The 25904-nt window shown below is 61.8% G+C and carries 22 protein-coding genes; 11 read left to right on the top strand and 11 right to left on the bottom strand.

The window, feature by feature from the left end:
- Positions 1-4 precede the first annotated feature (4 nt).
- From FIV09_RS14030 to FIV09_RS13990, 9 genes are all read left to right on the top strand, one after another.
- Positions 5-394 carry a C40 family peptidase gene (locus FIV09_RS14030; protein ID WP_152450769.1) on the top strand — a complete coding sequence of 130 codons (390 nt, stop codon included), beginning with the start codon at positions 5-7 and terminating at the stop codon, positions 392-394.
- Positions 387-7850: a hypothetical protein gene (locus FIV09_RS14025; protein ID WP_152450767.1), complete on the top strand. Its 7464-nt coding sequence runs from the start codon at positions 387-389 to the stop codon at positions 7848-7850. Before FIV09_RS14030 ends, FIV09_RS14025 begins: the two co-directional genes overlap by 8 nt.
- Positions 7851-7853: 3 nt before the next feature.
- Positions 7854-8228 carry a hypothetical protein gene (locus tag FIV09_RS14020; RefSeq protein ID WP_152450765.1) on the top strand — a complete coding sequence of 125 codons (375 nt, stop codon included), beginning with the start codon at positions 7854-7856 and terminating at the stop codon, positions 8226-8228.
- Positions 8225-8707 carry a hypothetical protein gene (locus FIV09_RS14015; RefSeq protein ID WP_152450763.1) on the top strand — a complete coding sequence of 161 codons (483 nt, stop codon included), beginning with the start codon at positions 8225-8227 and terminating at the stop codon, positions 8705-8707. The genes FIV09_RS14020 and FIV09_RS14015 overlap by 4 nt, the downstream gene beginning before the upstream one ends.
- A gap of 11 nt (positions 8708-8718) precedes the next feature.
- On the top strand, positions 8719-8898 hold the full coding sequence (locus FIV09_RS14010; RefSeq protein WP_152450761.1) for a hypothetical protein: 180 nt from the start codon (positions 8719-8721) through the stop codon (positions 8896-8898).
- Positions 8895-9317 (top strand): hypothetical protein, encoded by a 423-nt coding sequence (locus FIV09_RS14005; RefSeq protein ID WP_152450759.1) that lies wholly within the window; start codon positions 8895-8897, stop codon positions 9315-9317. The genes FIV09_RS14010 and FIV09_RS14005 overlap by 4 nt, the downstream gene beginning before the upstream one ends.
- Before the next feature lie 14 nt (positions 9318-9331).
- The gene (locus FIV09_RS14000) at positions 9332-9550 is read left to right on the top strand and encodes a hypothetical protein (RefSeq protein WP_152450757.1); all 219 of its coding nucleotides are present in this window, start codon (positions 9332-9334) and stop codon (positions 9548-9550) included.
- The gene (locus FIV09_RS13995; RefSeq protein WP_172975736.1) at positions 9547-10023 is read left to right on the top strand and encodes a hypothetical protein; all 477 of its coding nucleotides are present in this window, start codon (positions 9547-9549) and stop codon (positions 10021-10023) included. Before FIV09_RS14000 ends, FIV09_RS13995 begins: the two co-directional genes overlap by 4 nt.
- Before the next feature lie 72 nt (positions 10024-10095).
- Positions 10096-10920: an N-acetylmuramoyl-L-alanine amidase gene (locus FIV09_RS13990; protein ID WP_152450753.1), complete on the top strand. Its 825-nt coding sequence runs from the start codon at positions 10096-10098 to the stop codon at positions 10918-10920.
- Here FIV09_RS13990 and FIV09_RS20760 read toward each other — a convergent pair.
- Positions 10917-11225 carry an HNH endonuclease gene (locus FIV09_RS20760; RefSeq protein WP_371417778.1) on the bottom strand — a complete coding sequence of 103 codons (309 nt, stop codon included), beginning with the start codon at positions 11223-11225 and terminating at the stop codon, positions 10917-10919. The two genes, FIV09_RS13990 and FIV09_RS20760, sit on opposite strands and share 4 nt — an antisense overlap.
- 453 nt (positions 11226-11678) lie before the next feature.
- Here FIV09_RS20760 and FIV09_RS13980 point away from each other — a divergent pair, with 453 nt between their 5' ends.
- Positions 11679-11918 carry a hypothetical protein gene (locus tag FIV09_RS13980; protein ID WP_152450749.1) on the top strand — a complete coding sequence of 80 codons (240 nt, stop codon included), beginning with the start codon at positions 11679-11681 and terminating at the stop codon, positions 11916-11918.
- Positions 11919-12706: 788 nt separating this feature from the next.
- Here the strand turns inward: FIV09_RS13980 and FIV09_RS13975 are convergent.
- From FIV09_RS13975 to FIV09_RS13955, 5 genes are all read right to left on the bottom strand, one after another.
- Positions 12707-13180, bottom strand: a complete 474-nt coding sequence (locus FIV09_RS13975; protein WP_152450747.1) for a hypothetical protein — start codon at positions 13178-13180, stop codon at positions 12707-12709.
- Between the two features lie 14 nt (positions 13181-13194).
- Positions 13195-13521 (bottom strand): STAS-like domain-containing protein, encoded by a 327-nt coding sequence (locus tag FIV09_RS13970; RefSeq protein ID WP_152450745.1) that lies wholly within the window; start codon positions 13519-13521, stop codon positions 13195-13197.
- Positions 13521-14612, bottom strand: coding sequence for a hypothetical protein (locus tag FIV09_RS13965; RefSeq protein ID WP_152450743.1), 1092 nt, complete (start codon positions 14610-14612; stop codon positions 13521-13523). The genes FIV09_RS13970 and FIV09_RS13965 overlap by 1 nt, the downstream gene beginning before the upstream one ends.
- 530 nt (positions 14613-15142) lie before the next feature.
- Positions 15143-16735: an ATP-binding protein gene (locus FIV09_RS13960; protein WP_152450741.1), complete on the bottom strand. Its 1593-nt coding sequence runs from the start codon at positions 16733-16735 to the stop codon at positions 15143-15145.
- Positions 16736-16956: 221 nt separating this feature from the next.
- A complete protein-coding gene (locus tag FIV09_RS13955; RefSeq protein WP_152450739.1) occupies positions 16957-17619 on the bottom strand; it encodes a hypothetical protein in 663 nt (220 codons plus the stop codon).
- Between the two features lie 439 nt (positions 17620-18058).
- Here FIV09_RS13955 and FIV09_RS13950 point away from each other — a divergent pair, with 439 nt between their 5' ends.
- Complete coding sequence (locus FIV09_RS13950) at positions 18059-19315, top strand: MFS transporter (protein ID WP_152450736.1); 1257 nt, start codon at positions 18059-18061, stop codon at positions 19313-19315.
- Between the two features lie 19 nt (positions 19316-19334).
- Here the strand turns inward: FIV09_RS13950 and FIV09_RS20445 are convergent, their stop codons facing one another.
- From FIV09_RS20445 to FIV09_RS13930, 5 genes are all read right to left on the bottom strand, one after another.
- Positions 19335-19502, bottom strand: a complete 168-nt coding sequence (locus tag FIV09_RS20445) for a hypothetical protein (RefSeq protein ID WP_172975734.1) — start codon at positions 19500-19502, stop codon at positions 19335-19337.
- A complete protein-coding gene (locus tag FIV09_RS13945; protein WP_152450734.1) occupies positions 19499-20797 on the bottom strand; it encodes a c-type cytochrome in 1299 nt (432 codons plus the stop codon). The genes FIV09_RS20445 and FIV09_RS13945 overlap by 4 nt, the downstream gene beginning before the upstream one ends.
- Before the next feature lie 7 nt (positions 20798-20804).
- Positions 20805-22043, bottom strand: coding sequence for a formate dehydrogenase subunit gamma (locus FIV09_RS13940; protein ID WP_152450732.1), 1239 nt, complete (start codon positions 22041-22043; stop codon positions 20805-20807).
- A gap of 185 nt (positions 22044-22228) precedes the next feature.
- Positions 22229-22822 (bottom strand): formate dehydrogenase FDH3 subunit beta, encoded by a 594-nt coding sequence (fdh3B, locus tag FIV09_RS13935; RefSeq protein WP_152450730.1) that lies wholly within the window; start codon positions 22820-22822, stop codon positions 22229-22231.
- A gap of 15 nt (positions 22823-22837) precedes the next feature.
- A complete protein-coding gene (locus FIV09_RS13930) occupies positions 22838-25813 on the bottom strand; it encodes a formate dehydrogenase subunit alpha (protein WP_152450728.1) in 2976 nt (991 codons plus the stop codon).
- Between the last annotated feature and the right edge of the window lie 91 nt (positions 25814-25904).

The following is a 25904-nucleotide window of genomic DNA, read 5'->3' as shown; positions in this document are numbered from 1 at the left end:
CCTCATGCAATGGTCAGACGAGTGGATCGGCCTTCGCTACGCGGAGGGCGCCCGGGGGCCTCATGCCTTCGATTGCCTGGGCCTGTTCATCGCTCTGCAGAAGGCGCGCCATGGTCGCGAGATCCCCGACCCGGCCTGCAGCATTCAACAGGCGGTGCGACGCCGCGTTGTGGCAGGGATGAAGGCAAGCGGGGATTGGCTGCCGGTGGATCGGCCGGAAGCGGGCGATGCGCTCCTGTTCCGCGTCGGCAGGCATGCGGTGCATGTCGGCTACTGCCTCGGGCCGCGCCTGATGCTGCACACCGAACGGGAAGGCCCCGGATCGGTCATCGAAGACTTCACCTTTGAACCCTGGCGCGCGCGCCTCAATGGAGTGTTTCGCTTCAATGCTTGATGATTCCGCATTCTTCGAGACGCTGATCCAGCCGTCGCCGCTTATGGCCGGTCGGAACGAGGGCGCCGCGCCGGTCGGCTCAACGATCGAGGAAATCGTTATCGGCGCCATGGGGCGCAGTGAGGTGCTGCCGGTGGTGCGCGCGATCTCGGGCGGCAAGACATGGGACGTGCCTGTCGCGCTCTGGCCCATGGTGAAGCCGAAGGCCGGAACGACGATCGAGGTATATTACCCGACGCCGCGCGGGGGCTTGGCCGCATCCGCGCTGATGGCCGTCCTCTCTGCGCAGGCGGGCACCATTGCGACCGGCGTCGCGAACGCTCTCAACCTGACCCTGACGGCGGCGCAGTTGAACCTTGCGACAACGGCGGTGACCGTCGTCGGTGCCCTTGCGGTATCGGCGCTGATTCCTCCGCCGAAACAGCCCGAGGGGCCGAGTTTCGAGACGCAGAACCAGTTGACCAACGCTGGCAACGCTCTGGGCACGGATCGCGTTTATCCGAAGCTGCTCGGGCGCCATCGCATGTTCCCGATGAAGTCGGCCAAGGGCTACACGGAGACCGTCGACGACGACATCTATGTCCGCGAGCGCATGACGTTCGGGTGGGGTCCGGTCTTCATCGAAAGCCTGATGGTTGGTGACACCCCGATCCATGAATTGACAAACGTCGAACTTGAATTCCTGAACGTCGACAAAGAGCGGACCCTTGCCACCTATCCCGAACTCGCCGACCTGGTGATCGTCGAGGAAGAGGAACGCCACACGCCGCGCCGCCGCCTTGAGGCCATCGGCGACAGGTGGACCCTGCGCCCGCGCAGCGCCACCGGCACCGTGATAACCACGATCGCGACGCGGACCAATCGCGTTGTCGAGACCTTCGACGTGATCTTCGAAAGCCGGGTGCGCGGTCAGTTGCAGTGGACCACCGACGGCACCTTCGAAGGGCTCTATGCTTCGCTCCTGACCGGCGGGCCGGATTTCGAGCGCACCTTCACCTGGCCGACCTATGACGACGGGCTCGAGCGTGATTTCCGCGTCGAGATCACGAACCTGACCTATACCGCCGAGTACCAGGCGGAGCCGATCGCGACCGCGATCCTTCCGGGCGGCAAGGCCGCGGTGATCGTGCAGTCGGCAGACGTCCGGTATCAGGACGGTTTCGGCATCGAGGGGTGGCGCCAGGGCACCGAGCAGATGACGCTCTATGCCGACGACGTCGACGAAACCGGATATGATGTCGTGCTGCTGGGACCGAATGACCCGGTCGTGCGCCGCACGGCGGAGAACACGGCAGCCGTCAGCGTCGACGTGACCTTCAAGAGCGGGGTCTACGACGGCAAGGACGACTCGGCGGACGTGAAATCTAACAGCCGGACGGTCTTCTTCGAATACAAGCGCGCGTCGGAGCCCGACACCGCCTATCGGAAGACCAGCGTCGAGCCGATCACCTTCTCGGGCAAAAGCCAGACGCCACTGCGGTTCAGCCACGATTTCAAGGTGCCCGGTCAGGATCAGTGGGATATCCGCGTGACGGCCCAACAGGGCAAGGACGGCGACGAGCCCGAAGACCAGAGCGAACTGCACATGACCGGGATCCGGTCATTCCAGGCGACAGACCTGCCCAGCCACGAAGGCGTGGCGGAGATTGCCGTCCGCGCGAAGGGCAGCGACCAGTTGCAGGGATCCTTGGGCAATCTGAACGCGGTCGTTCAGCAGCTTTTGCCGATCTACGGCGCCGGGCTGCACACGATGTTTCCCGATGGGCTCGGCGCGCCCGCTTTCCAGTTGGACCAGGGCGCGACGGTGGCAGAGGCTCCGCATCGCGACGAAGAGGTCACCATTGCCGCGCGCGGGATCCGGGTCGACGAGACCACGGAGGGCCTTCTGTTCGAGGCTGGCGCGACCGGGACCGGCTTCGGCTTGTCCTTCGATGCGGGCGGCGATCTGGTCGCGATGGCAGGCGACGGGCAGACATCGGCCACGGGCACTGCGGGAGTCCGCTGCACCTTACCGCGCGACGCCCTCGAAGGCCGCGCGGTCGATATCTACGCCGCCATCCGCCCGCAGGCGACCGGACGCATGGTCCTCTACGCCATCGACACCAACACCGGCCTAATCGCGGCCACGTCGGCGGCAGAGACAACTGACGGCAGCAGCCTAGAGATTGGCGCATGGGCGGGCACCGATGACGCCGGGGCCGGGACCGCTGGTGGCACTGGTGTCCGGGCAGGCGTCAACTCTGCGGACTTCTCGGGCGACATGCCGCACGGTATCGAGATCCACACCGAACTGCCGGCCGATTTCGAAGACGCGGACCCGAAGGCGCGCCGTGCCTGGTCTGGGCCTATCCCGGTCAGGCATCCGGCGTGGATGGTCAACGAGGCGCTGACCGGCCCGCACATGACCAAGCCGCGCGACCAATCTCAGATCATCGTCGACGAACTGCACGCCTGGGCGGATGAGGAACCCTGGTGGACCTGCGACTACATCTTCGACAGCGACGCGACGCTTGGCGAGGTGTTGCGCCTGATCACCGCGTCTGGCCGCGCGACCTTGAGCCAGGCAGATATGCGCTATGGCGTGATCCGCGACGGCGGGGCCGGGCCGGTGCGCCAAGTCTTCACCCCGCGCAACTCCATGCCGCTGCAGCTGACCATGCAATTCTCCGACGAGTTGCACGGCGTCCGGTGCGAATTCATCAGCGAGCGGAACAACTGGGAGCGCGACATCGTCACCGTCTACAAGGACGGCTACGACGCCTCGAACGCGACCGAGATCGAGCGGCTTGTCCTCGATGGCACGGTCTTGACGAAAGACGATCTGAAACTCGGTAATATCCAGCGCCTTGCGCGGTACTTCCTCGCCGTCGCGGAATTGCGCCCGGGCGAGTACGAGATCCCGACCGACTTCGAACATCTGGTCGTCCGTCGCGGCGACAAGATCCGCGTGACGAGCGACGTCATCCTCAAGGGCTATGGCGCGGGCCGGGTGCGGTCCTGGACGGCCAATGGCGCGGACGTCGCCACTATCACGATCGACGAGCGCTTGAACCTGCCGACCGGGACGCCCTTCCGCGTCTCTCTGCGCTTGATCAATGGCGCCGGTGACACCGTTTTCCTGACCGCAGAAGCGACGATCGACGACACGCCGGGCAATGTCTGGACGATCACAGATGGCAGCTTCCCGGTCGACATCATGCGTCGCGAGGCGCTGATGTACGTTGACGAGGTCGGGCAAGAGGATCTTGACCTTCTGGTGAAGGCCATTTTCCCCGGCGAGAATGACAGCGCCCGGATCATCGCCGTGGACGCTGCGCCCGAGGCGACGCAGGACGGCACCCCGATCCCGACTTACTCGCCGAAGATCACGAACCCGGTCGACACGTTCGGCCCTGACAAGCCGGTCGTGCAATCGGTGCGGTCTGACGACACAACCACCTTGCGGCTGCCAGACGGCGCGCTGCAGGCCCGTGCGGCGGTTATTCTGGACTCCGTGCCGGTCTCGACTGCCGACACGTTCCTGCGCCTTCGTTGGAGCGTGGACGCGGGCAAAAGCTGGGTTCTGGGCGATGCTCGACGCCCGGCCGCAACGATGCTGACCGGCGCGCTCGATCGCGGCGACAGCGTCATCCTGCAGGTCCGGTCGGAGGATGCCCGCGGCGTGACGCGCGGATGGGTGACCGCCGGGACCGTCACCGCCAGCGATGCAGCGCCTTTCGGCATGCCGCCCGTCGTGGCGTTCAACGCGAACGGCGATCAGGTGACCGACGGCAACCGGCAGAAGCCCGTGATCCGCCTGACCTGGGATATCGCCAACCGTTCGGCCTATCGCTTCACCTGGCGCGTGACGCTGGTCTCGACCGGCGAAGTTGTCGACGCGGGGCGCAATGTGCCCGGCGCGGATGGCGCGGTCGTCTTGTCCGAGGCGCTGTTGCCGCAAACCGCCTACACGGTCGAGGGCGGCTTCACGGACGTCTCGAACACCGCGCCGACCTGGGCGGGCCCGATCTCGGTCACCACCGGCGCCGCGGCAGCCGTCCTTGCGGATCTCGGCAGCGACGTGACCGGCGCGATCGATGACGCCTCGCAGAGCGCAGCCGGTGACAGGGCAGCGGCAGAGGCGGCAGCAGCAGCGGCAGCGCAGGACGCCACAGACGCGGAAGATGCCCGCGATGCGTCGATCCTTGCCCGCGATGCCTCCGAGGCTGCAGCGGACATCTCCGAGGCCGCACGGGACGCCTCACAGGCCGCGCGCGACGGGGCCGAAGATGCCGAGGGCGTGGCGATTGCGAAGGCAGGCGAGGCTTCGGGAAGTGCTGGCGTCGCGGCTGGGCACGCGCAGACCGCGTCGGACGAGGCGGATGCAGCGGAAGGCTTCGCCAACGCTTCTTCCGGCAGCGCCACGATCGCGAACACGAAGGCGGGCGAGGCGGTTTCTGCGGCTGGTCAGGCGGTCGAGGCGCGCGACGATGCGGACGGGTTTGCGGCCTCTGCGGCGAGCTCCGAGACCGTTGCCGCCGGGGCGCGGGACGCGACGATCCGGCAGGCCGCGCTGGCAAGCATGGTCATCCCGATCACAAACCCGGACGCCTTCATCGACAGCAACCAAGGCAACCCGGAAACTGCGGTCCCGACGCGGCCCACGGGAACGATCACGGGCGGTGTGGTGGTGTTCGACACACGGTCTGCGCTGGCAGCGCGGGCCTATATGGCTGCAATTCCGGGTCACACCTACCGCGTGACGATGCGCTGCCGCGTGACGACGGACGCCCCCGATAACTCGAACCGTCTCAGCTTCTCGTTTATGAAAGACGACCTGTCGGACAATGGGCTTGACGGCTCTTCGTGGGGCGATCTGCGGCCCGCCACGGTGGCTGACGGTGTGAAGATTGAAACGGCGGAGTACACCCTGCCGTCTAGTGGCAACACGGCGTATATCCGCCCGATGTTTGCGCTGAACTCTGACGGCACCAGCACCAACCCCTCCGGGGCGGTCAGCGAGATCTTGGCGCTGCAACTCGAAGACATCACCGAGAGCAAGCGCGCCGAGGACGAAGCCAACGCAGCCGCGCTTTCGGCGTCGTCGGCGTCGGCCTCCGAGGACCAGACCGGGCAGGACGCGGCAGCGACGCAGCAGGACCGAGTCGACGCAGAAACCGCGCTTGCAGGTGCCGAGGGCGCTCGGGACGTCGCCGTGCAAGCTGCGTCTGACGCGGAAGGCTCTGAGGCCAATGCCGCGCAGTCTGAGAGCCTCGCGGTCGAGGCAAAGAACCAGTCCGTGTTTGCGTCGGCGGACCCTGAACTGACCCTGGGATTAGAGTCTCTGGCGGCGAACTCCGCAGACCCATTACCGCCTGATCCGCTCGACGAGCACTCGGAGCGATCACTAGAGGCCAGCACCGACCCAGAGGTGGGGGGACAAGACCTCGTTCTGCTTGGGCGCCATAACATAGGCACCCGCAAAGCCATTCCGCTTGACCGTTCGCGGCGATATCGCCTTCGGTTCCGGGTCAAACAATACGCAAACCCTGATGGGGTGCGTATTTTTGCGGGCGTGACGTGCTTCGAGGCTGACGGCAGCGTAACACCTAGTGCGCCCGATTGGAGTGGAGGCGACTTTCGCAATCCAAACCACTATTTTGCAGCGTCGGGATCAACGCTGATCACGGGGCAATGGCAGGAATTGGTGGGCGAGTTCGACGGCTCGCAGGTGCGTCAGGACGCCGCATATATCCGCCCGATGATCCTCGGAAATTACAATAGCCCCAACACCGGAAACGTCCTGCGTATGTCGTATATCGGCATCGAAGACATCACCGAGAGCTACGCCGCCGAGCAGGAAGCAGCGGCATCAGCAGCAAGTGCCGTCACGGCAAGCGCGAAGGCCGACGAGGCGGGCCAAGAAGCTGACGCCGCGCGCGATGAGCGTATCGATGCGGAGACCGCCCGCGTGGGCGCAGAGGCCGCTGAAACCACTTCTGTATCTGCCAAGGACGACTCTGAGAGCGCAGCGGCCACGGCCACGCAGCAAGCGGTACTGTCTGCGCGCGCAAGGTTTACGCCGGACTCCCCGGTGCAGGGTGCCGTGAACGGGGGATTTGAATCAGGCAATGTTGGCGACCGGGGCGTCCCGATCGGGTGGCTCGGCAAAGCGCATGACATGGCGCAATTCACGAATGGCGCGCTGGCGGTCCGGGCCGGGGATCCTGGTTCTTCTGGTTCTCGTTCTTTCGGCGCCGTGGACACGTCAGCGGATTGGTGGGCGCTCGGGAAGCGGTTCGTCGCGGAGCCGGGACAGGCGTTCAAGGTCGAGGCGACCGCCTACATGGCGACGATCAATGGGAATGCCACAAGCGACAGCTATATCGGCGAAGACGATATCTTTGCGGAGTACATCTGGCTCGATGCCTCGGGGGAGGTGATCAGCAAGACCTACGGCGTGACGTGGGAGCGCAAATATTACATCAACAACGGGTCCGCCCCGGCAGACGGCCAGTGGGTTCAAGGCTCCGATCAGAAAACCGCGCCTTCCGGGACGGCCTATGTCGAAATCTACCTTGTCGCGGTGGACAATTCGGCCAGCACTTCGCAGGCGATCAGCAACTATGAGAACTGGTCTTTCGGCTCCGGTCGCAAGTCTCACGTTCGCCTGGACGACGTCGTGTTTTCGTCGACCAACGGGCAAATCCTCGAAGCGTTCAACGCTGTTTCCAGTGCCCGCGTCATTGAGCAGGCCGAGGTGCTTGCCACGGTCGAGGGGCGGCTTGAGGCCAGTGTCGGCTGGAAGGCCGAGACGAACGGGGCCTATTCGGAAATCAAGCTGTACGCCTACGAAGACCTCGACGATCCCGGCGCGCAGCCGCAGAGCGGCGTGCTGTTCGACTCTGACCTGTTCACGTTCCGGGGCGGCATGGCTCTCTTCGAGGGCACCAACCTGCAGTCCGATGACTTCGTCGCGGGCATATCGGGCTGGATCATTCGAGCCGATGGCACCGCCGAGTTTACCGACATCATCGATCGCTCGGACCTGATCGAAGGCTCTGTGTCCGACGGCGAGACAGTGGTCGACTACATCATCGCGCAGCAGGTCGACGACAACACCGACAGCAACGAGACCGCGCCGCTCGGGCCGAGCAGCCCCGACCAAGTCTGGTTTATCGGCGTGAAGGGTGACGTCCGCGAGCCGCGCAACGGATCGGGCCGCACTGAGGTCTGGATCCAGCGGCAGTTGAATTCCGGCGGTTCCTGGGGGCTGTGGCGAGACATCACACCACTGCCCTCGATCGACAGCACGGCGAACAACTTCGAGGAACAGAGCGACGTGCTGATGTATGCGCCCGCGACCAGCGTCGACAACATCCGGTTCCGCTGCCGCGTCCGTCTCGTCGGGCACACGACCGCCACGCAGACGAACGTGGAAGATCTCATTCTCAACGTCACCGGGATCAGGAGGTAAGCCGTGCCCTACGTCCAATTTTCTGAGACCGGGCTGCCGATGAATGCGTCGTCCAGGCCCCGTGCGGGCTTCCACCAACTGCCCGAGGGCGTGCCCGCTAAGGAAGCAATGCTCGATGACGCAGGTGACGTCGTGCGCCGCCCCTCGCTGCCCGTGGCGCGCTTCATCGAGCCGGATGTCATGGTTCCGCCGTGCCCGCTTGGAACAGTCGTCACCGTCTTCGACATGGCGATCGGAGAGGTGATCTTCGCGCACACGACGGAGGTCGAGGGATGGACGGAGACGCTACACATCGCCGAGGTCGGCGCCTTCGAGGTCTCGATCGTGCCGCCGATGCCGTGGATGGGCGAGACCTTCGTCGTCGAGGTGACGGCATGATCACGGTCGAACGCGCCCCCGAGCAGAAGGCGAAGGCAGCCGCGCAGGTTGCAACAGACGTCAATGCGCGGATCACACTCGAGCGTGACCGGCGGCTCGCCTCTGGCGCCAGCTTCAACGTGATCGGCATTGCGGATCCCGTGCCGCTGACCGGGCGCCCCTCCGACCAGACCGTCTATCTCGCGCTTCTGATGCAGGCGCAGGCGCTCAAGGCCGCGCTGAACGACACGGCGACGATCACGCTGCGCGACGGCGCAAACCATATCCACGAACTGACGCCCGACCAGGTGTTGCAGCTGATCGGTCAGGGGCAGGCATGGTTCGAAGCCGTGATGGTCACAAGCTGGGCCATGAAAGACGGCACCGCGCCATTCGAGGCCGGGCCCCCGGATGATCTGACCGACGACGCCCATTGGCCCCCCGTATTTCCTGCGTCCATGGCTCAAGCCGCAGGACGATTTCAACGAGCCACAACATGAGGACGAAAACCATGGCGACCAAGAAACTCTCTGACCGCATCCGCGAAACGCTGGCAACCGCCGAGGCCGACATCGCGAAGATGCCCGACACGCACGACGGCATTGACCTCAAAAGCCACAAGCGCACCGCGCTTATCCAACTGCAGCAGTCGCTGAACGGCGTGCTGATGCTGGAAAAGCTGACGGCGTGACCGTCCGCGTCCTGTTCTATGTGGCGCCTGGCGATTGGCGCGACCGGGCGATCCGGTCGGCCACGGGCTCGATCTATTCGCACTGTGAGATGGTCGCGCCCGAAGAGCGCGGCCATGTCGTCGAGGTGATCGGCGCCAGCAAGCGCGACGGCAACCAGGTGCGGATGACACGCATCGATCTGAGCCGGGGCCGGTGGCATCAACTGGAATACCCCGGCGACGAGATCGCCGCATTCCAGCGCGTTTCCGGCCTGCTCGGGCAGCCCTATGACACGCTCGGCGCGCTCCTATCCGCGACCCGCTGGGCGCGATCAAGGCCGGGCAGGTGGTTCTGCTCGGAACTGGTCGCGCACGCCCTGGGCTTCCGTGAGCCACATGAATTCAGCCCTGGCATGCTCGCCGCGGCTGCCTTGCACTGACAATCGGGGGACAGATGACGAATGAAGAAAAGAAGATGCTCTACGATCTGCATAGGGCATTCATGGAGCCGTCGAAGACGGGCGAGCCGCCCCTAATCGAGCGCATGGCCGGTGTGGTCATCGTCGTGGAGCGATCAAACTGGGCGGCGCGCCTCCTGATCCGCGCTTTCCTGACGCTCGGGGGCCTGGCGGGCGCTTTCGCCGCCATCATTGCAATCAGAGGTGGGAAATGAACCGACCGACACACGATCTACGCTGGCAATTCGCGGACAAGATGGCTGCCGTTCTGGTGGTTCTTGCCGTCATGATAACGGCCTTGTGGCTGGCTGTGCCCTCTGGGATCTTTATCAAGACGATCTCACTCGATTTGCAGGACCGGACGGTTCGCTTTGTGCGCGAACTGCCATTCGGCACTGTCGACGCGCGCTGGCGTTCCGAAATCACGCTGATCGACGGAGGCGGCTTCGAATGCAACTCTGGCGATTGGGGCCTTGCGACCTATCAGGCCATCCCCGGCAACACCGTGACGTATCATCTGGGAGCGTGGGCAGACGACTGCCTTGAGGCCGGTCCTCCGTTGTACCTGACCACGACGCGACAGGTCATGTTGCTGGGCGTGATCCCTCTCCGCCAAGACGTTTCGGTAACGGAAATCGAAGGCAACCGCGAGCCCGGCGAGATTTTCGCGGTTGATCCCGAGGGCTGATCTCTCAATCCCAGCACTGCCAACCCGACCCACGCCCCGCCATTGAGCGGGCTTTTTTTATGGAGAAACGACATGCCTATGCACCTTGGTCACCGCCTCATTCAGCTGGGCGTTCGTTCGCTCGGCTACGACCCCGGGCCCATCGACGGCTGGTGGGGCCCGAAGACGGACGGCGCCTGCTCCGCGCTCGTCGAGGAAGGCCCTGCAAAGTCGACCCTTTGGGCGCTCCGCACGCTGCAAAGCGGAATCGAGGATCTGGGCTATCCGGTCACGATTTCGGGCGAGTGGGACGCGCAGACCCGCCTTGCGCTGCAAGCGGTGCTGGACTTCGACGGCGATCCGCTGGCGAGCCACGCGCCCCCTGTCATACTCGAGCCGGAAAAGCCGCGCTTCGAGCCGCTGCCGCACGTTGGCGAGATCCGGCAGGGCAGCGCGGGCTATGTGATCGACACGATATGCCTGCACTGTGCTGCCGTGCCTGGCCGTTGGCACATGGACAAGAGCAACGGCGAAATCGCGTCCGCCATTCACCGCATGCACACCCTGCCGCCGTCCAAGGGCGGTCGCGGCTGGTCGGATACGGGCTATCACGGGATCACCTGCCCAGACGGCGAGATCCGCGCTGCGCGCCCGATTACGCGGATTGGCGCCGGTGCGCGCGGGTATAACCGCGGCGTCTATCACCTGCTGATGATCGAGGTCGGCACGATCACCGACACGCGGCAGCCCGAGGATTACTTCACGCCCGAGGCGCTGGCAGCGGCGAAGGCCAAGATCGAAGAGATCGCGCGGCAGACGCCCATCACGCGGCTGATGGGGCATCGGGAAGTTGCGAGAAAACTTTGCCCTGGGTTTGAGGTCGTCGATAGAGAATGGACGAATAGAGAGGTTTCTTAGGGCGGAAAATTGAGGCGGGCAAATTCGCCGTGATGCCGAATCGCTGCGGCGTCGTATGCACGAGCAGCTTCTTCCTCGCTTTTATATGTGCCAAGGAACTTCTGCTTTCCATCAGTAAAGATCACGGCACGCCAAATGTTTCGATCCCGCCGAAATGAAACTCCAAGATAGGAAGACGTTGAGCCCGTCCTAGATTTTACATTCCGGCAATTCTCGCTTTTCTCCGCGGCGCGGAGATTTATCCAGCGATTGTCTGTTCGATCGCCATTCCTGTGATCGATTTGGGCAGGAGGGTAGGCACCCATAACGATGGCCCAAACGACTCTGTGCGCTAGAAGATGAATCCCATCGACAGTGCCATAGAGATAGCCGTTTTCGTTCAGTTGGACAAAAGCCGGTGTGCCCGAATATCGTGAATTCCACCTCGATTGAACTTGGGCAGCACTCCACTTCATATCGTTATTGAAGTGCCAAATGGGCCTGCTTTGCCATCTGATCTTGCCGGAATCTCGATCGTAAACCAGCGCTTCTCTCAGTGTAATAATTGGGACTTGCATGCCCTAAATATCGAGCAAAGGTGTGCCCAATTCAAGCTGTGCCCTGGCTTCGAAGTAATCGACGCCGAGTGGACCGATCGGGCCGTCGCCTGATGGTCCCGTTTCCCCTGACACCAATCACATGCTGGCGGCTGTCGCTGGCTCTCGACGCCGTCGCGCGTCGCTCAACGCGGCGCGGCCGCATTCAGAAAGGCAACTGACATGACCGGATCCAAGAAGTTCTACCAATCGAAAGGCGTGATGGGCGGGCTTGTCGCCGTCGCAGGCGCGGGCAACGGCATTGCGCCGATCCTAGCAATCGCGCTCGGCTCGATGGGCTACCAGGTCACCGGCGCTGACGCGGCCGAGATCCTGCAGGGCGTGGAGCAGATCATCACGGCAGGCGCCGGACTTATAGCGGTCTGGGGGCGCGTGAGTGCGTCGGCAAAGGTCGAGCGGTAAATCGCGAGGCCGACCCAGTGAGGTCACCGGCGTCCTGGTCTCGTTACATTCCTCACCGTTCGTCGAATGATGTTGATATGCAACTCTCGCGACGAACGGTGAGAAAACACGGGCTCGTGATCGGACTCAAGGCGTAGAGCTGTTATCGGTAAGCAGCATTTTGGGTGCGTTTTTTCCGGACCATTGGAAAATGCGGGATTTTATTTGCCCAAGTTTTTTCAGAGTTTCCCGCGCCGCCGGTGCCTTCCTGTCGGTGGCGCATCTTCAGATAGAATTTACGCATCGCGACGCACCAATAGGGCCCCGAAGTCGGTGTCGATGTGTGGAAACGGCAGCAAACCATGCTGGCGCAGATCTCGGTTACGGACGCAGTGTGCGCGCTAGTGCCGGGCGAAGGCGTTCTCGATCGGATTGTGGAGCCCTACGCCCTGCAGAAGGTGGCCCGGCGGTTCGACTTCCTTTCGGATTATTCGCAGCATGCCGCTGATACGCCTCTGCACTCGTCATGAAACTGTGAACGCCGTGCCTTTTTTGCGGTTGGCTTAATCTATCTGAGCACGTCAGTAGGCTCAGCTTGACCAATCTTCTTCAAGTCGTCAGAGCCATCTCAGGCCACATTCCTTGTTTTTAGATAAGACATGAACTGCGGCCTAGCGCTACAGATTGTCGAGCCCACCAATCCGTCGCAGGTTGTACGCCCCATGATAAAACATGAGCACAGCGAAATTCGCTCAATGCAAAAAGTTCTTCACAATAAAGAACCTAGTAAGTTGAGCTTTCGACTTGCGTTAGTGGCGGGAAAACCAAACGGGCTTGAGCTTCCGGCGGCAGGTGCGAACTTTTCGCTTCAAACGATTGCCCGCATTAATAATTTCGCTTAGCCGTTGTGGTTCAGCTTGACGAAGTGTGGATCCAAAATCACCTCTTGTGAGCGCATCTTCAAAACGATCCAATTCCAAGTCGCATGCACCTCTGAGATCTATCCTATTCTGGAATAGGCCCTCAATGCAGGTCGAAATTTCGGGCATCGCAGCCACTATTCTCGCTTCAATCGCAGCCTCATCTTTAAGCGCATCTCGACTCCAGTAGTCGGTGGCTTCCTCTACAGCCGCAGCTACCGTGCTTGATATGGACGTCACATCATCGGTACGCTCACTTTCAAGAAAAGTTGCGTGGTTGAAGCGAGACTTTAGCCACGCCGTTAGAAACTGAACGACTAGGAAACCTAGTGCAGAAGCTGCAACTGTTCGCAAAAAGTCCAAAATAACGTTGCTACTCAGTTCGATACCATCGAAGCGCGGTCGATATGTTCCCAGATTCGACGCTCGTAGCGTTTAAAGCCTGGCTGCGAGTACTTGAACTTCAAGAATTCGCGAATCACTTCCGGCTTCACTTGCTCTCGAACCAAACCGCCGAACGCTTCTTCCAGGAAGGAGGATGGGTACCCTGGAGCGCCGTCGAGATCGACAACCACCGGTGTTCTATTTCTAAGAGCCGGAAGCAAGAAACGCTCGCGAAATGTTGTACCATTTCCTTCGCCGTCCGCAGGATATCGACCCGCGGGCCGGGGATGGAAGTCTTGTACGACTCTGATTACGTCCATCAGGTTTCCTCCTGTTGCGTACGAGCTTGTGCAGGCACGTCCCACTCGATCAGTGTACCACCAATGTGCCGATCCAGCGAGTGCGCTCGAAGCCCTTGCAGAGCGTCATATAAGACTTCTCCGTGGCCGCTCAATACACGAACTTTCGCTCCTTCTACCTCGTCTACGATCGAAAAGATCTCTTTCAACCCCTGACCTCTGCCTTGATCGCTCTCACGAGCAGTGCGCGACACTTCGATGGCCGCTGCGATCATGTATGCGTCTTCTTTGACCAAACGCGAAATTTCCGGAGCAAGGTTACCAATCTTTTCCAGTACCCGCTCGTACCGCCCCCAGCGCGGAAGCGACGCAGGTATTCCAATACCTTGATCAAATACTACTACGCGAATCTGCTGAGATTTGGCGGAATAGCTGGCAGTAGCCCACCAATTAGATCCGGGTAGTGGTGGATATTTGAACTTAGCGTCTGATGGGTAGGCGTGATCAACAGTATTGTGTACGGCCTCAACAACGCCTTCATAAACAAAAAAGCTTTGCTCAAAGAAGTCCGCGACACCTTTCAGTTCATTGGTTAGCCTAGCGACTCTTTCAGTATCGAAGCGTCCGCACTGTATTAGCTGAACTAATGAAAAACCATCATTGAACAAGTCGGATGGCCATTCGATGTTTAGAGATATGCCGAGAAGGCTAAAGAATCCCACATCATCTAAGTGAGCAGTTACCTTACTGTCCCATGCTCCAAGGCGATATGCTACAAAACGGCGATTTCTCATACGGCCATTTCTTGCTAATACGCGGTTGATCTCTGATGACATAACCAGGATTGCCCCAATCGAAATCGAGTGACACTCGGTTAAGTCCAGTTGAATACGGCGAGGTTTGACGCCTACTGCATGCCCGAATTCCTTAATTTGCTCTATTGTCTCCATAGATGCCGAATAATTTTCTGTCAGGGAGAAGTTTCCTGGGAAAACAATGTCGAATACTTGATTTGAAACGTAAGGGAACTGCTTTCTTCGCAGGTTTCTTTGTTGTCTTTTGTGGGAAAGCCGAATAGATCTCTGTCGATCTTTTTTAGATAATTTCTTCAAAGAGGCCTGCTGGATTATTGATAAAGGGTTCTGTTGGGCGCAATGGAATGCTCACTGGGTTCCGGTCTAAGCTCAGATTTTCTGGGAGTCTACTCACGCGCTTCACCTTTTCATCCAACGCGCCTGTTAGTCGACACTACCTCGTCAAAAGTGCCATCACTTGCCTTGCTTCGAATGTGTTTTTCGGACCTGCGCTAAACGCGTGAGATCTGAGTCAAGAGCGTCGCGTTGCGCCGATCTGGGGGTAACCGTTGTTACAGCAACCAGCGCACGAAGCAACAGGGGAATTGATGTTGCTTACGAAGCGCGCCCTGGTTCATTGAACCAGCATGAACCGATACATGCTCCTCAGACGTGAATATTTCCATGAATAAAAAGAGTGCCTTGGACTAAATCGTTGTACGTTGACTGGCGGTCGCTTCGTTAACACCGAAGAGGTCGGCGGTTCGAACCCCATCGCACGGTCATTATCAAGATGCTTGCCCGCGCTCGGTCTCATCACGCGCCGGGCGTGCTTCGCAAAAGCCCGACTACCCGGCCTCTGGCAATTCGACGTAGAATGTCGTCCCAGAGCCGATCTCGCTCTTGAACGAAATATGTCCGTGGTGCTGGTCGACGATCGCTTTGACGATACTCATGCCAAGGCCTGTGCCGCCACCAAAGCGGTATGAGGTCTCGCTTGCTTTTGTGAACCGGTCGTAGAGGACCGGTCTCATCTGTTCGGGGATGCCGTTTCCACGATCTCGGACCCAAAATCCGCAGCGGCGTTCCAGTAGCCCGAGCTCGACTTGACCGCCTTTTGGCGACGCCTTGATAGCGTTCGTCGCTAAATTGACCGCGAGCTGCAGGAGCATGGCTTCGACGCCGTGCACGATGTAGTCCCTCTGAGCCGAGCTGGAAAAGCTCACAGAGACATTGTTGTCGGCTGCAAACTGTTTCGTGTCGATGATGCAGACGTTGAGCAAAAAAGTGAGGCTCACCTCTTCGCGATCTACGTTGGTCTGCTGGCTGGATAATTTACCCGCATCCAAAATCGCTCGTGTCAGTGCCTCAAGGCGATCCGAGTTCCTCGAAGCGGTCTTGAGCAGCTGCTTCGCGTCAGATGGCAGATCGGCGGCATAAAGGTCCAGAAGGCGAAGGGCGCCCTTAAGGGACGTAAGGGGGGTCTTGAGCTCATGGCTTGCCGTAGAGATCGCGTTGTCGCGCTCCGCGTCCAACTTGCTGCGCTGAGTGGCGTCCCGGATGACTGCGAGGTAACCCATCCGGCTTCCATCACGTGAGTCCATCGGAATTGAGTGCGTTTCGCCGACAATCATGCGACCGGACTGGTGCATGTACTCGACGAGCATTGGTTCGTTCTTACCGGATTTCCAACCGTTGTAAGCTTTTTCTCCGGCTTCCTGGTAGGCTGCTAAGCTCGAGTAAAGCGCTGAGGTTTGACGCCCGATCAAGTCGGAGACGGGATAGCCGAACATTGCCTCGGCAGCAGGGTTCACGGAGATGATTTCGCGTTCAGGGCTCGCGAAGACAACGGCGTCCGGCATCGAAGTGAGGATGGCTTGCAGAAGCGTCGTTTGTTGGTCGAGCTCACGTTTCGATTTGGCATGTTCCCACTCTTTGGAGATCCATTGGCCGAAGTGACGTATTAACTGGTACTCTTTGTCATTGAAGGGCCGGTTTAAGGCCTTCGGGCTCGAGAAGTTGAGAGTGCCGTGTACCTGCCCGTTCACCCGCAAGGGAACCCCGATGTAACTCTCAAGGCCAAAATCCCTATAGCACGGATGGGTTCGGATCTCGGACTCGGCAACGTGGTGGAAGGCGGTCACATCGTCCGCCTGAAGCGTGTGGGCGCAATAAGTGCCCGACAGGTCAAATGCTGTCCCTGGCGCAGGAGCGTCCTCAAGCGCATGACTGAAGCGAACAACGTACCGGCCGTCTGTGACCACACTTATGATTGCCAGCGAGAGGTTAAGAGCTTCGCAGCCAATACCCAGAAGACGTTGGGCCTTTTCCTCAAATGCAATTTCACCATCGAGCGCCAGAAGAAAGAGCTGTCGAAGACCTTCGTCAATCCGACTATCGCCTGCCGAAGGTGTAGGCCCGATCGGGGATATATCGTTCATTATGCCTCCTCGGTGGCTGATGTCGCACCAGACCGTAGTTTGTGGAGCCAATCTGTAACACTAACCGAAGCCGCGACGAACAGTTGTGTTGCGCTTCTCCCACAAGCAATGGTGTCCACGACACCCAAAGGCGCCCACATCTGCTCTTTGAACCCTCTGGGCTCAAAAGGCCAGACAGATCATAATATCGCTGAGGTGATCGTCCTTCGTCTGTCGAAGCCCTAGGCGATGGCTACGACTATGGTCATTCCGACAAAAACGGTGAGGAGCGCAACCGACCAATTTTGAGATTTGTTCGTCGGCTCGCGTTCAGCCAAGTCTTGGCGATCTCGTCGGTGTTGAAGGCAGTTTTCCTCAGCTCCATTCTGACCATCGGTTGCCACCGCTGTCTTTCGGGGAGTTTTCGCCGTTCTTGTGACCGCAGGCCGCTGGAAAACTTGCCTTACATGGTCAGGCACATCGCCGTAAAATTCATAGATACGTCCACCTCGTAAAGCCTGTCGCATGGCGTCTACGAAAGCCTTGCGCTCCCACGGATTGCTTACGTGGATGAAGATATTCGGCAAATCGGTTGACCGGAGCTTGATCCTAACGCCAGTCAGGTTCCGAGATGCCTCCATCTGCCTCGAGGTGATGATCGGCGCACCCATCCCTGCACCGACGGCGTGTGCCTTGGTCGCCCAGCCGTGAGTTGCCTGATCGGCGCCGGAAACGACCTCCTCTTCGTATAGGTCGAGTACGTTTGACGAGCTGAACTCTTTGACTATCCAACCTCTCGCGGTGTTCCGAAAGATAAGAAGCCTGTTCAAGTCTGTGTTTATGGTGAGGCCGTCATTGGCATCGAAGTATATGACGTCGTCATCTTCAAACTGGTCGACAAACATGCTGGCCCCAAAGACGGTCTTGGCAGATGGGTTTCTGCTGATTGATGCATGATCAAGTTCCAACCGGAACGAGGCACGCGGATCCGTAAGCTCTTACACAGAGTCCTCAGCGTTTGCCGCACCACTCCGTCCAAGTGTGCCAGGAAAATTACCTGTGAGACATGAAAGCCATATCCTGAGCGACGGTTTTACAAAACTCAGAAAAAACCGTTGAAAATCAATGGGGTCATTCAGGCTGTTTTACAGCGTAAGTGACTGATTCAACTATGAACGCGCCGACCTTCAGGGATCGCCAGCATTTAACTCTCAAAACCCGTCCGGGCCACGTGATCCGCGCAGGTATCCCCGCTTTCCCGCCCCGGCTTCCGTGGCGCGATTGCCAGATCGCACGGGCCCCGTTAGCGTCGGGGCCGAGTCTCCAAGGCAAGAACGTGGCTGTATGATCCGGAACCTCTTCCCTCTCGGAGCCCTGCTGCTCGGCTCCGCGCTTTTGTTGTTCGCGGGCGGGCTGAATGGCCTGATCCTTCCCATCCGCGGCGAGATCGAGGGGTTCACCGCGGCCTCGCTCGGCCTTCTCGGCACGGGATGGGCGTTGGGCTATGTGCTGGGCTGTCTCTTCACGCCGTGGCTGGTGAAGCGGGTGGGGCATGTGCGGTCGTTCGGCGCGATGTGCGCGATTGCCGCGATCACCGTCCTCGCATCGCTGCTGTTCCTGACGCCCTGGGTCTGGATTCCGCTGCGCGGTCTTGCCGGGTTCTGCTTCGCGGGTGCGGCGATGGTCGTGGAAAGCTGGCTCAACGACAAGGCGGACAATGCCTCGCGCGGGCGGATCTTCGGGGTCTACACGATGGTCAATCTCGGCGCGACGACGGCGGGTCAATTGATCATCACGCTGGGGGATCCGGCGGGCTATCTGTTCTTCGTGCTGGCCGCCATGGTCTATTGCCTGGCGCTTCTGCCGACCGCGGTTTCGGCCACGACGACGCCCACGGCGCTGGTCAGCGTCCGGCTCGATCTCAAGGGGTTGTGGCTCAACTCGCCCATCGCGGTCTTTTCGGTGCTGATGGTGGGCGTGTCGAATGCGGCCTTCGGCGCGCTTTCGGCGGTCTATGCCGCGCGGATCGGGCTGAGCTTGTCGGATGTGGCGCTGTTTGCCTCCGTGCCGGTGCTGGCCGGCGCGCTGGCGCAGGTGCCGGTGGGGGCGCTTTCAGACAAGCTCGACCGCCGGGTCGTGCTGGTGGGCGTGGGGCTTCTGGGGCTATGCGCGGATGCCACGTTCATATTCGCGGGGCTCGAGGCGGTCTGGCCGGTGCTCGCCGTCTCTGCCGTCTTCGGCGCGTCGGTCTACGCGATGTATCCGCTCATTGTGGCGCATGCGAATGACCACGCTCCGCCCGGCACGTCGCTGCAGGTCTCGGGCGGGCTTTTACTGGTCTTCGGCGTGGGCTCCATCGTCGGGCCGACCGTGGCGGGCTTTGCGATGACCGGGATCGGAACGGCCTCCCTATTTTGGGTGACCGGCTCGGCGCATGTGCTGCTGATCCTGTTCGCGCTGTTGCGGATCCGGACCCGCGCGGCTGTCGCCCCCGAGGACAAGACCGCGTTCCGGGCCGCGCCCTCCACCCGCGCCACGACGCCTGAAACGGCGGTTCTGGCCGGAGACGACGATGCGCCGCTCACGCGCGATCCCGAATAGGACGCGGCGGCGGGGGCGATCACTCGGGCGGGCGGACCGCGGGGTTGCTTGGCCCCGCATCGCCCACGCGCACTGCCGAGGGGCTCGCGGTCGTGTCCGCGGCGGAGAAGCCCCAGACATTGAGGCCATACCAGGCGCCGACGGCAATAACGGCAATTGCGGCGAATCCGATGAACATGGCTTTCATTCCAGTGTCTCCTTTGGCGCCGTCTCGCGGCGCAGATAGGCGATCAGATCAGCCCGGTCATCCGGGCCGGTGATGCGTTGCATCGGCATCTTGGTGCCGGGGATATAATGTTCCGGACCGATATCGAAGAGGGCATCGACCGTCTCTTCGGTCCAGACCAGATCGCGCCCGTCGAGCGCGTCGGAATAGCTGTAATCGGCGACCATGCCTGCGCGGCGTCCGAACAACCCGTAAAGCGACGGGCCCGCGCGGCGGGCGGAGCCGGGTGTCAGCGTATGGCAGATGGAGCATTTGCGTTTGAACTGCCGCTCGCCGTTGGGCATCGACGCGGGATCGGCCAGAAAGGCGCTGTCCTCGGTCTGCATCTGCCCGTCTTCCCCGAGACGGGCCACGGGCCAGGAATGCACGCGGGTATCGAGCCCGGCGGCGTGCACGTTCTCTCCCGAGGGTGAGAAGGCCAGCGCCCAGATGGGGCCGCGCGTCGTGGCGCGGAAATCCTGCGTGATGCGCCATCCATCCGTGGCGATGACGGAGATGTATCCCTCGCCATCGCCAATCGCGATCTGGCTGCCATCGGCGGAGCGGGTGAGGGCCAGGATCGGGCGACGGTCGAGGGTCAGATCGGCGAGGCTCTCGCCGGTCTTCAAGTCGATCACGCGGGTGACACCGTCGACCGCCCCGTAGGCCAGCCAGCCTGCGGCCTCGTCAAGGACGATCTCGTTCAGCCCGAAGCCATGCTCCACGACCACCTCGATCAATTCGCCGGTGGCGGCATCCCAAAGGCAAAGCGTGCCGTCGGCAGAGGCGGAGTAGAGCCGCGCGCCATTCGCGATGAAGGCCACGTCGTTGACCGGCCCGTCATGGCCATCCAGAAAGCGCGGCTTATTGCCCGCTAGGGGCCAGAGCCCGATCGTGCCGTCCCAGCTCGCTGAGGCGATGTGGCTCCCCGCTGCATCGAGCGCCATGACCTTGCCCTGATGGCCGGGCAGGCGAGTGGCCGCCCCCGTGGCGAGATCCCAGCGGATCAGGTCGAAATCATCCGCGCCGGAGACCGCCTCGGTCTCGGACAGGAACAGCACGGTGTTCACCGCCGCCTCATGGCCATCGAGCCAGCGCGGTGCCCGGTCGGACCAGAGGCCCACGGCATTGTCGAAGCTCGCCGTGGCGACCGTGCCATCCGGGCCGACGGTGACATCCATCACCGGCCCGCCATGGCCATCGAGGGTGTAATAGTCCTGAGCCGCCGCCGATTGCGCGGCGACGGCCAGACAGGTCAGGAGCGCGGGCAGACGCATCCTCGTCTTACTCCGCAGGCGTGGCCGATGTGCCGGAGCCGGAGGTCTTGGGCGAGACGTTGCGCTTGGCGATCTCTTCCTCGGCCCAGATCGAATGGTGCTCCTTGGCCCATTGTTCCTCGACCTCGCCGTTGCCCATGGCGTCGAACGCGCCCTCCATGCCGACGGAGCCGATATAGATGTGGGCGAGGATCACGGCCATCATCACGAAGGAGATGATCGCGTGCCAGAGCTGCGCGTACTGCATCTCTTCCTGCGGTTCCATGCCGGTCGGGAAGGCCTCCATCCCGATCATCGAGGGCACGCCCCAGGAATTCAGAAGCGCGAAGGTCGGCTCGAACAGGGTGATCTGGAACGGGAACAGCAGCGCCAGGCCCGATGCCGACACGGAGGCACCGAACAGGATCACGACCCAGAAGATCATCTTCTGACCGGCGTTGAACTTCTTCGCGGGCGGGTGGCCCTTGATCAGCAGGCCGCCGCCCTTGAGGATCCAGTTGATGTCCGTGCGGTCGGGGATGTTGTGCACGACCCACATCACGAAGACGAGGACGAGGGCAATCATGAACGCCCAGGAGACGTTGTTGTGCAGCCACTTGGAGACCTGCGCCATGGTCGCGAAGGCTTCGTGGCCCAAGAGCGGGATCAGGAAGGTCCGGCCCATCAGCGACAGGATGCCCGTCAGCGCGAGGATGATGAAGGAGCCTGCAAGAAGCCAATGGCCGAAACGCTCGATCCCGGTGAAGCGCGTGATGGTGCGGCCGGTCTTGTCGCCGTCAATGCGGATCCGCCCCTTCAGCAGGTAGAACAGCGCCAGAAGGCCGATCGTGCCGAGCAGCAGGTAGCCGCCATAGGTCATGACCGGACCCTGGCGCAGATCGAGCCACCATTGGCCGCCGCCCTGCATGATCACATTGGTGGCCGGGCCGCGGGCCTGGGTGGTGATGTCCCGCTCGTCGAAGCGGAAGGCGCGCCAGAGATCCGAATCCGACGATCCGCCCAGCGTGCCGAGCGTGGTGTCGGTGTTCTGCGCGGGCTCGATGCCGGAGCCCACGATCTCGCGGCGGGCCTCGGTGTCGTCGGAGCTGAGGCCTTCCTGGCGGCGCAGGATGTCTTCAAGGGTGGTGGTGGCCTGATCGGGCTCGGATTGCAGCACTTCGGGATCGACCGATTGCGCGTCCGCGGCCTGTGGCAGCCCGACGCTCAGAAGTGCCAGCGTCAGAAGGAGAGATCTCAGGATGGTCATCGCTATGCCCCCATGAACCGTGTCTTTGTGTTTTGTCGTGCGGAAAGACCGAAACGGCCCGGCCCGGGGCGCGCGGTTGCAGCACTCGGGGCCGTTCGGGTCTGCCCGCCGGGTCGTGCGATTGCCGACCGGGACGGAAAACGGGGGCCGATGCGAGACCGGCCCCCGTCTTTGGATACCGAGCCTTACTGGCTCTTCTGGTCGTAGGCGGTTCCCCAGCCCCAGGCGCCCGAGCCGAAGCCGCGGGCGACGACGCGCTCGCGGTAGATGCCCGAGACCACGTCGCCGTCACCGGCAAGCAGGGCCTTGGTGGAGCACATCTCGGCGCAGATGGGCAGCTTGCCCTCGGCGATCCGGTTGCGACCGTACTTCTGGAACTCGGCCTGGCTGGTGTCCTCTTCGGGGCCACCGGCGCAGAAGGTGCACTTGTCCATCTTGCCGCGGGAGCCGAAATTGCCCGCCTGCGGGTACTGCGGCGCGCCGAAGGGGCAGGCATAGAAGCAGTAACCACAGCCGATGCAGAGGTCCTTGGAGTGCAGGACGACACCATCGGAGGTCTCGTAGAAGCAATCCACCGGGCAGACGGCCATGCAGGGCGCGTCCGAGCAGTGCATGCAGGCGACCGAGATCGAGCGTTCGCCCGGCTGGCCGTCCTGGATGGTCACCACCCGCCGACGGTTGATGCCCCACGGCACCTCGTGCTCGTTTTTACAGGCCGTAACGCAGGCATTGCATTCGATGCAGCGTTCGGCGTCGCAGAGAAATTTAGCGCGTGCCATTTATCGTGTTCCTCCTTACGCGGCTTCGATGCGGCAAAGGGTTGCCTTGGTTTCCTGCATCTGGGTCACCGAGTCGTAACCGTAGGTCTGTGCAGTGTTGGTGGATTCGCCCAGGACATAGGGGTCGGCGCCCTCGGGGTAGTGGCTGCGGCGATCCTCGCCCTGCCAGAAACCACCGAAGTGGAACGGCATGAACGCGACGCCTTCGGCAACCCGCGGGGTCACCATCGCCATCACCTTCACCTTGCCGCCATTCGGGCCGTAGACCCACACGTCCGCCCCGTCACGGATGCTGAGATTGTTCGCATCGCGCGGGTTGATCTCGACGAACATGTCCTGCTGCAGTTCCGCAAGCCACGGGTTGGACCGTGTCTCGTCCCCGCCGCCCTCGTATTCGACCAGACGGCCGGAGGTGAGGGTGATCGGGAAGTCCTTCGAGTAATCGTCCTTCTGGATCGACGCGTAGAGCGTCGGAACCCGCCAGAACTTCTTGTCCTCGTAGGTCGGATAATCCGCGACCAGATCGTAACGCGGCGTGTAGAGCGGCTCGCGATGGACCGGCACCGGATCGGGGAAGGTCCACACGACGGCGCGGGCCTTGGCGTTGCCGTAAGGCGCACAGCCATGCTTGATCGCGACGCGCTGGATACCGCCAGAGAGGTCGGTCTTCCAGTTCACGCCACCCACCTTCTCGGCGTAATCCGACGGGATCGGGCCGGTCTGGCTCTGCTCGCCGGTCTCGGGCGTGTCGGGACGCATGTAGCCTGCGACCTTCTCGATCGAGGCGCGTTCCTCGTCGGTCAGATCACCGTCCCAGCCGAGATCGATCAGCATCTGCATGGTGAACTCGGGGTAGCCGTCCATGATCTCGGAGCCGACGGGTGCCACACCCTCCGCAAGAAGGTTGTCGCCATCCCGCTCCACGCCGAAGCGCGCGCGGAAACCCATGCCGCCATCGGCGACGGGCTTGGAGATGTCATAGAGGTTGGGCGAGCCCGGATGGTTCATCTCCGCGGTGCCCCAGCTCGGCCACGGCAGACCGTAATAGTCGCCATCTGCCGGACCACCCAGCGCCTTGAGCGTGGTGCGGTCGAAGGTGTGCTGGTTCTCCATGTGCAGGCGCATGCGCTCGGGCGACTGGCCGGTATAGCCGATCGTCCACATGCCACGGTTGAACTCGCGGGTGATGTCTTCGATCAGCGGCTCGTCACCGTTCACCTCGATGTTGCGGAACAGACGGTCCGAGAAACCGAACTTGTCCGCGAACAGCTTCATGATGACGTGGTCGGGCTTCGATTCGAAGATCGGATCGGTGACCTTCTCACGCCACTGGAGCGACCGGTTCGACGCGGTGACCGAGCCATAGGTCTCGAACTGCGTCGCGGCCGGCAGCAGGTACACGCCATCGGTGCGATCGTTCATGATCGCCGAGACTGTCGGGTAGGGATCGATCACGACCAGCAGGTCGAGCTTCTCCATCGCCGTCTTCATCTCGGGCAGGCGGGTCTGCGAGTTGGGCGCGTGGCCCCAGAACACCATGGCCTTGGTCTGATCGGGCTGGTCGATATCCTCGGCTTCTTCGAGGACACCGTCGATCCAGCGCGACACCGGGATGCCGGTGACGTTCATCATCGGAACGTCGTCCTTGCCCTTGTCGGAGGCGGTCTCCTGGCTGAACTGACCCTTGAGCCAGTCGAGGTCTTCCTCCCAGACGCGCGCCCAGTGGGCCCAGGACCCGGCGGACAGGCCGTAATAGCCCGGCAGCGTGTCGGCGAGAACACCGAGGTCGGTCGCGCCCTGCACGTTGTCGTGGCCACGGAAGATGTTGGTGCCGCCACCGGCCGCACCCATGTTGCCCAAGGCAAGCTGCAGGATGCAGTAGGCACGGGTGTTGTTGTTGCCGTTGGTGTGCTGGGTGCCGCCCATGCACCAGATCACGGTGCCGGGACGGTTGTTGGCCAGCGTGCGGGCCACCCGCTCGAGCTGGGAGCCCGGCGCGCCGGTGATCCGCTCGACTTCCTCGGGGTCGTACTTGGCAACCTCTTCCTTGATCTGGTCCATGCCCCAGACACGGGTGCGGATGAATTCCTCATCCTCCCACTTGTTCTCGAAGATGTGCCACAGGATGCCGTAGACCAGCGCCACGTCGGTACCGGGACGGAAACGGACATACTCGTCCGCATGGGCCGCGGTGCGGGTGAAGCGCGGATCGCAGACGATCATCGGCGCGTTGTTCTGCTCCTTGGCCTTCAGAAGGTGCAGGAGCGAGACCGGGTGCGCCTCGGCGGGGTTGCCGCCAATCACGAAGATCGCCTGGGAATTGTGGATGTCGTTGTAGGAGTTGGTCATGGCGCCGTAGCCCCATGTATTCGCAACGCCTGCAACGGTCGTGGAGTGACAGATCCGCGCCTGGTGATCGATGTTGTTCGTGCCCCAATAGGCCGCGAACTTGCGCATCAGGTAGGCTTGCTCGTTGTTGTGCTTCGCGGAGCCCAGCCAGTAGACCGAATCCGGGCCGCTTTCCTCGCGGATGCGGAGCATCTCGTCGCCGATCTCGTTGATCGCCTGTTCCCAGGAGATCTTGGTCCACTCGCCGTCGACCTTCTTCATCGGGTATTTCAGGCGACGCTCACCATGGGTGTGTTCGCGCACCGATGCACCCTTGGCGCAATGCGCACCGAGGTTGAACGGGCTGTCCCAGCCGGGCTCCTGGCCCGTCCAGACACCGTCCTGGACCTCGGCGACGACCGTGCAGCCGACTGAGCAGTGGGTGCAGACCGACTTCACCGTCTTCACGGCATCGTTCACCGCCTGCTGGGCAGAGGCCTGCGTGACCGATCCGGCTGTCGCGCTGATCGCCGCAAGGCCCCCGATGGCAAGACCAGAGCCGCGCAGGAAGCTGCGGCGGTCGACGGACTTGCCTGAAATTTCCGACAGAAGGCCGGTTCTCTGGGATCGGCGCGCGACCCCGCTTGTCTTTTTCCTGAGCATTGTTCCCTCCGCTATGTACCCGTGTCTTTATGACTTGCGGGCCAGGATCCGGCGTTCGGGCCGCGGCCCTGTCACCGGTTATCAATCAAAA

Source organism: Roseivivax sp. THAF197b (assembly GCF_009363255.1).
GTDB lineage: Bacteria > Pseudomonadota > Alphaproteobacteria > Rhodobacterales > Rhodobacteraceae > Roseivivax.
This window is presented reverse-complemented; position numbering and strand designations above follow the sequence as displayed.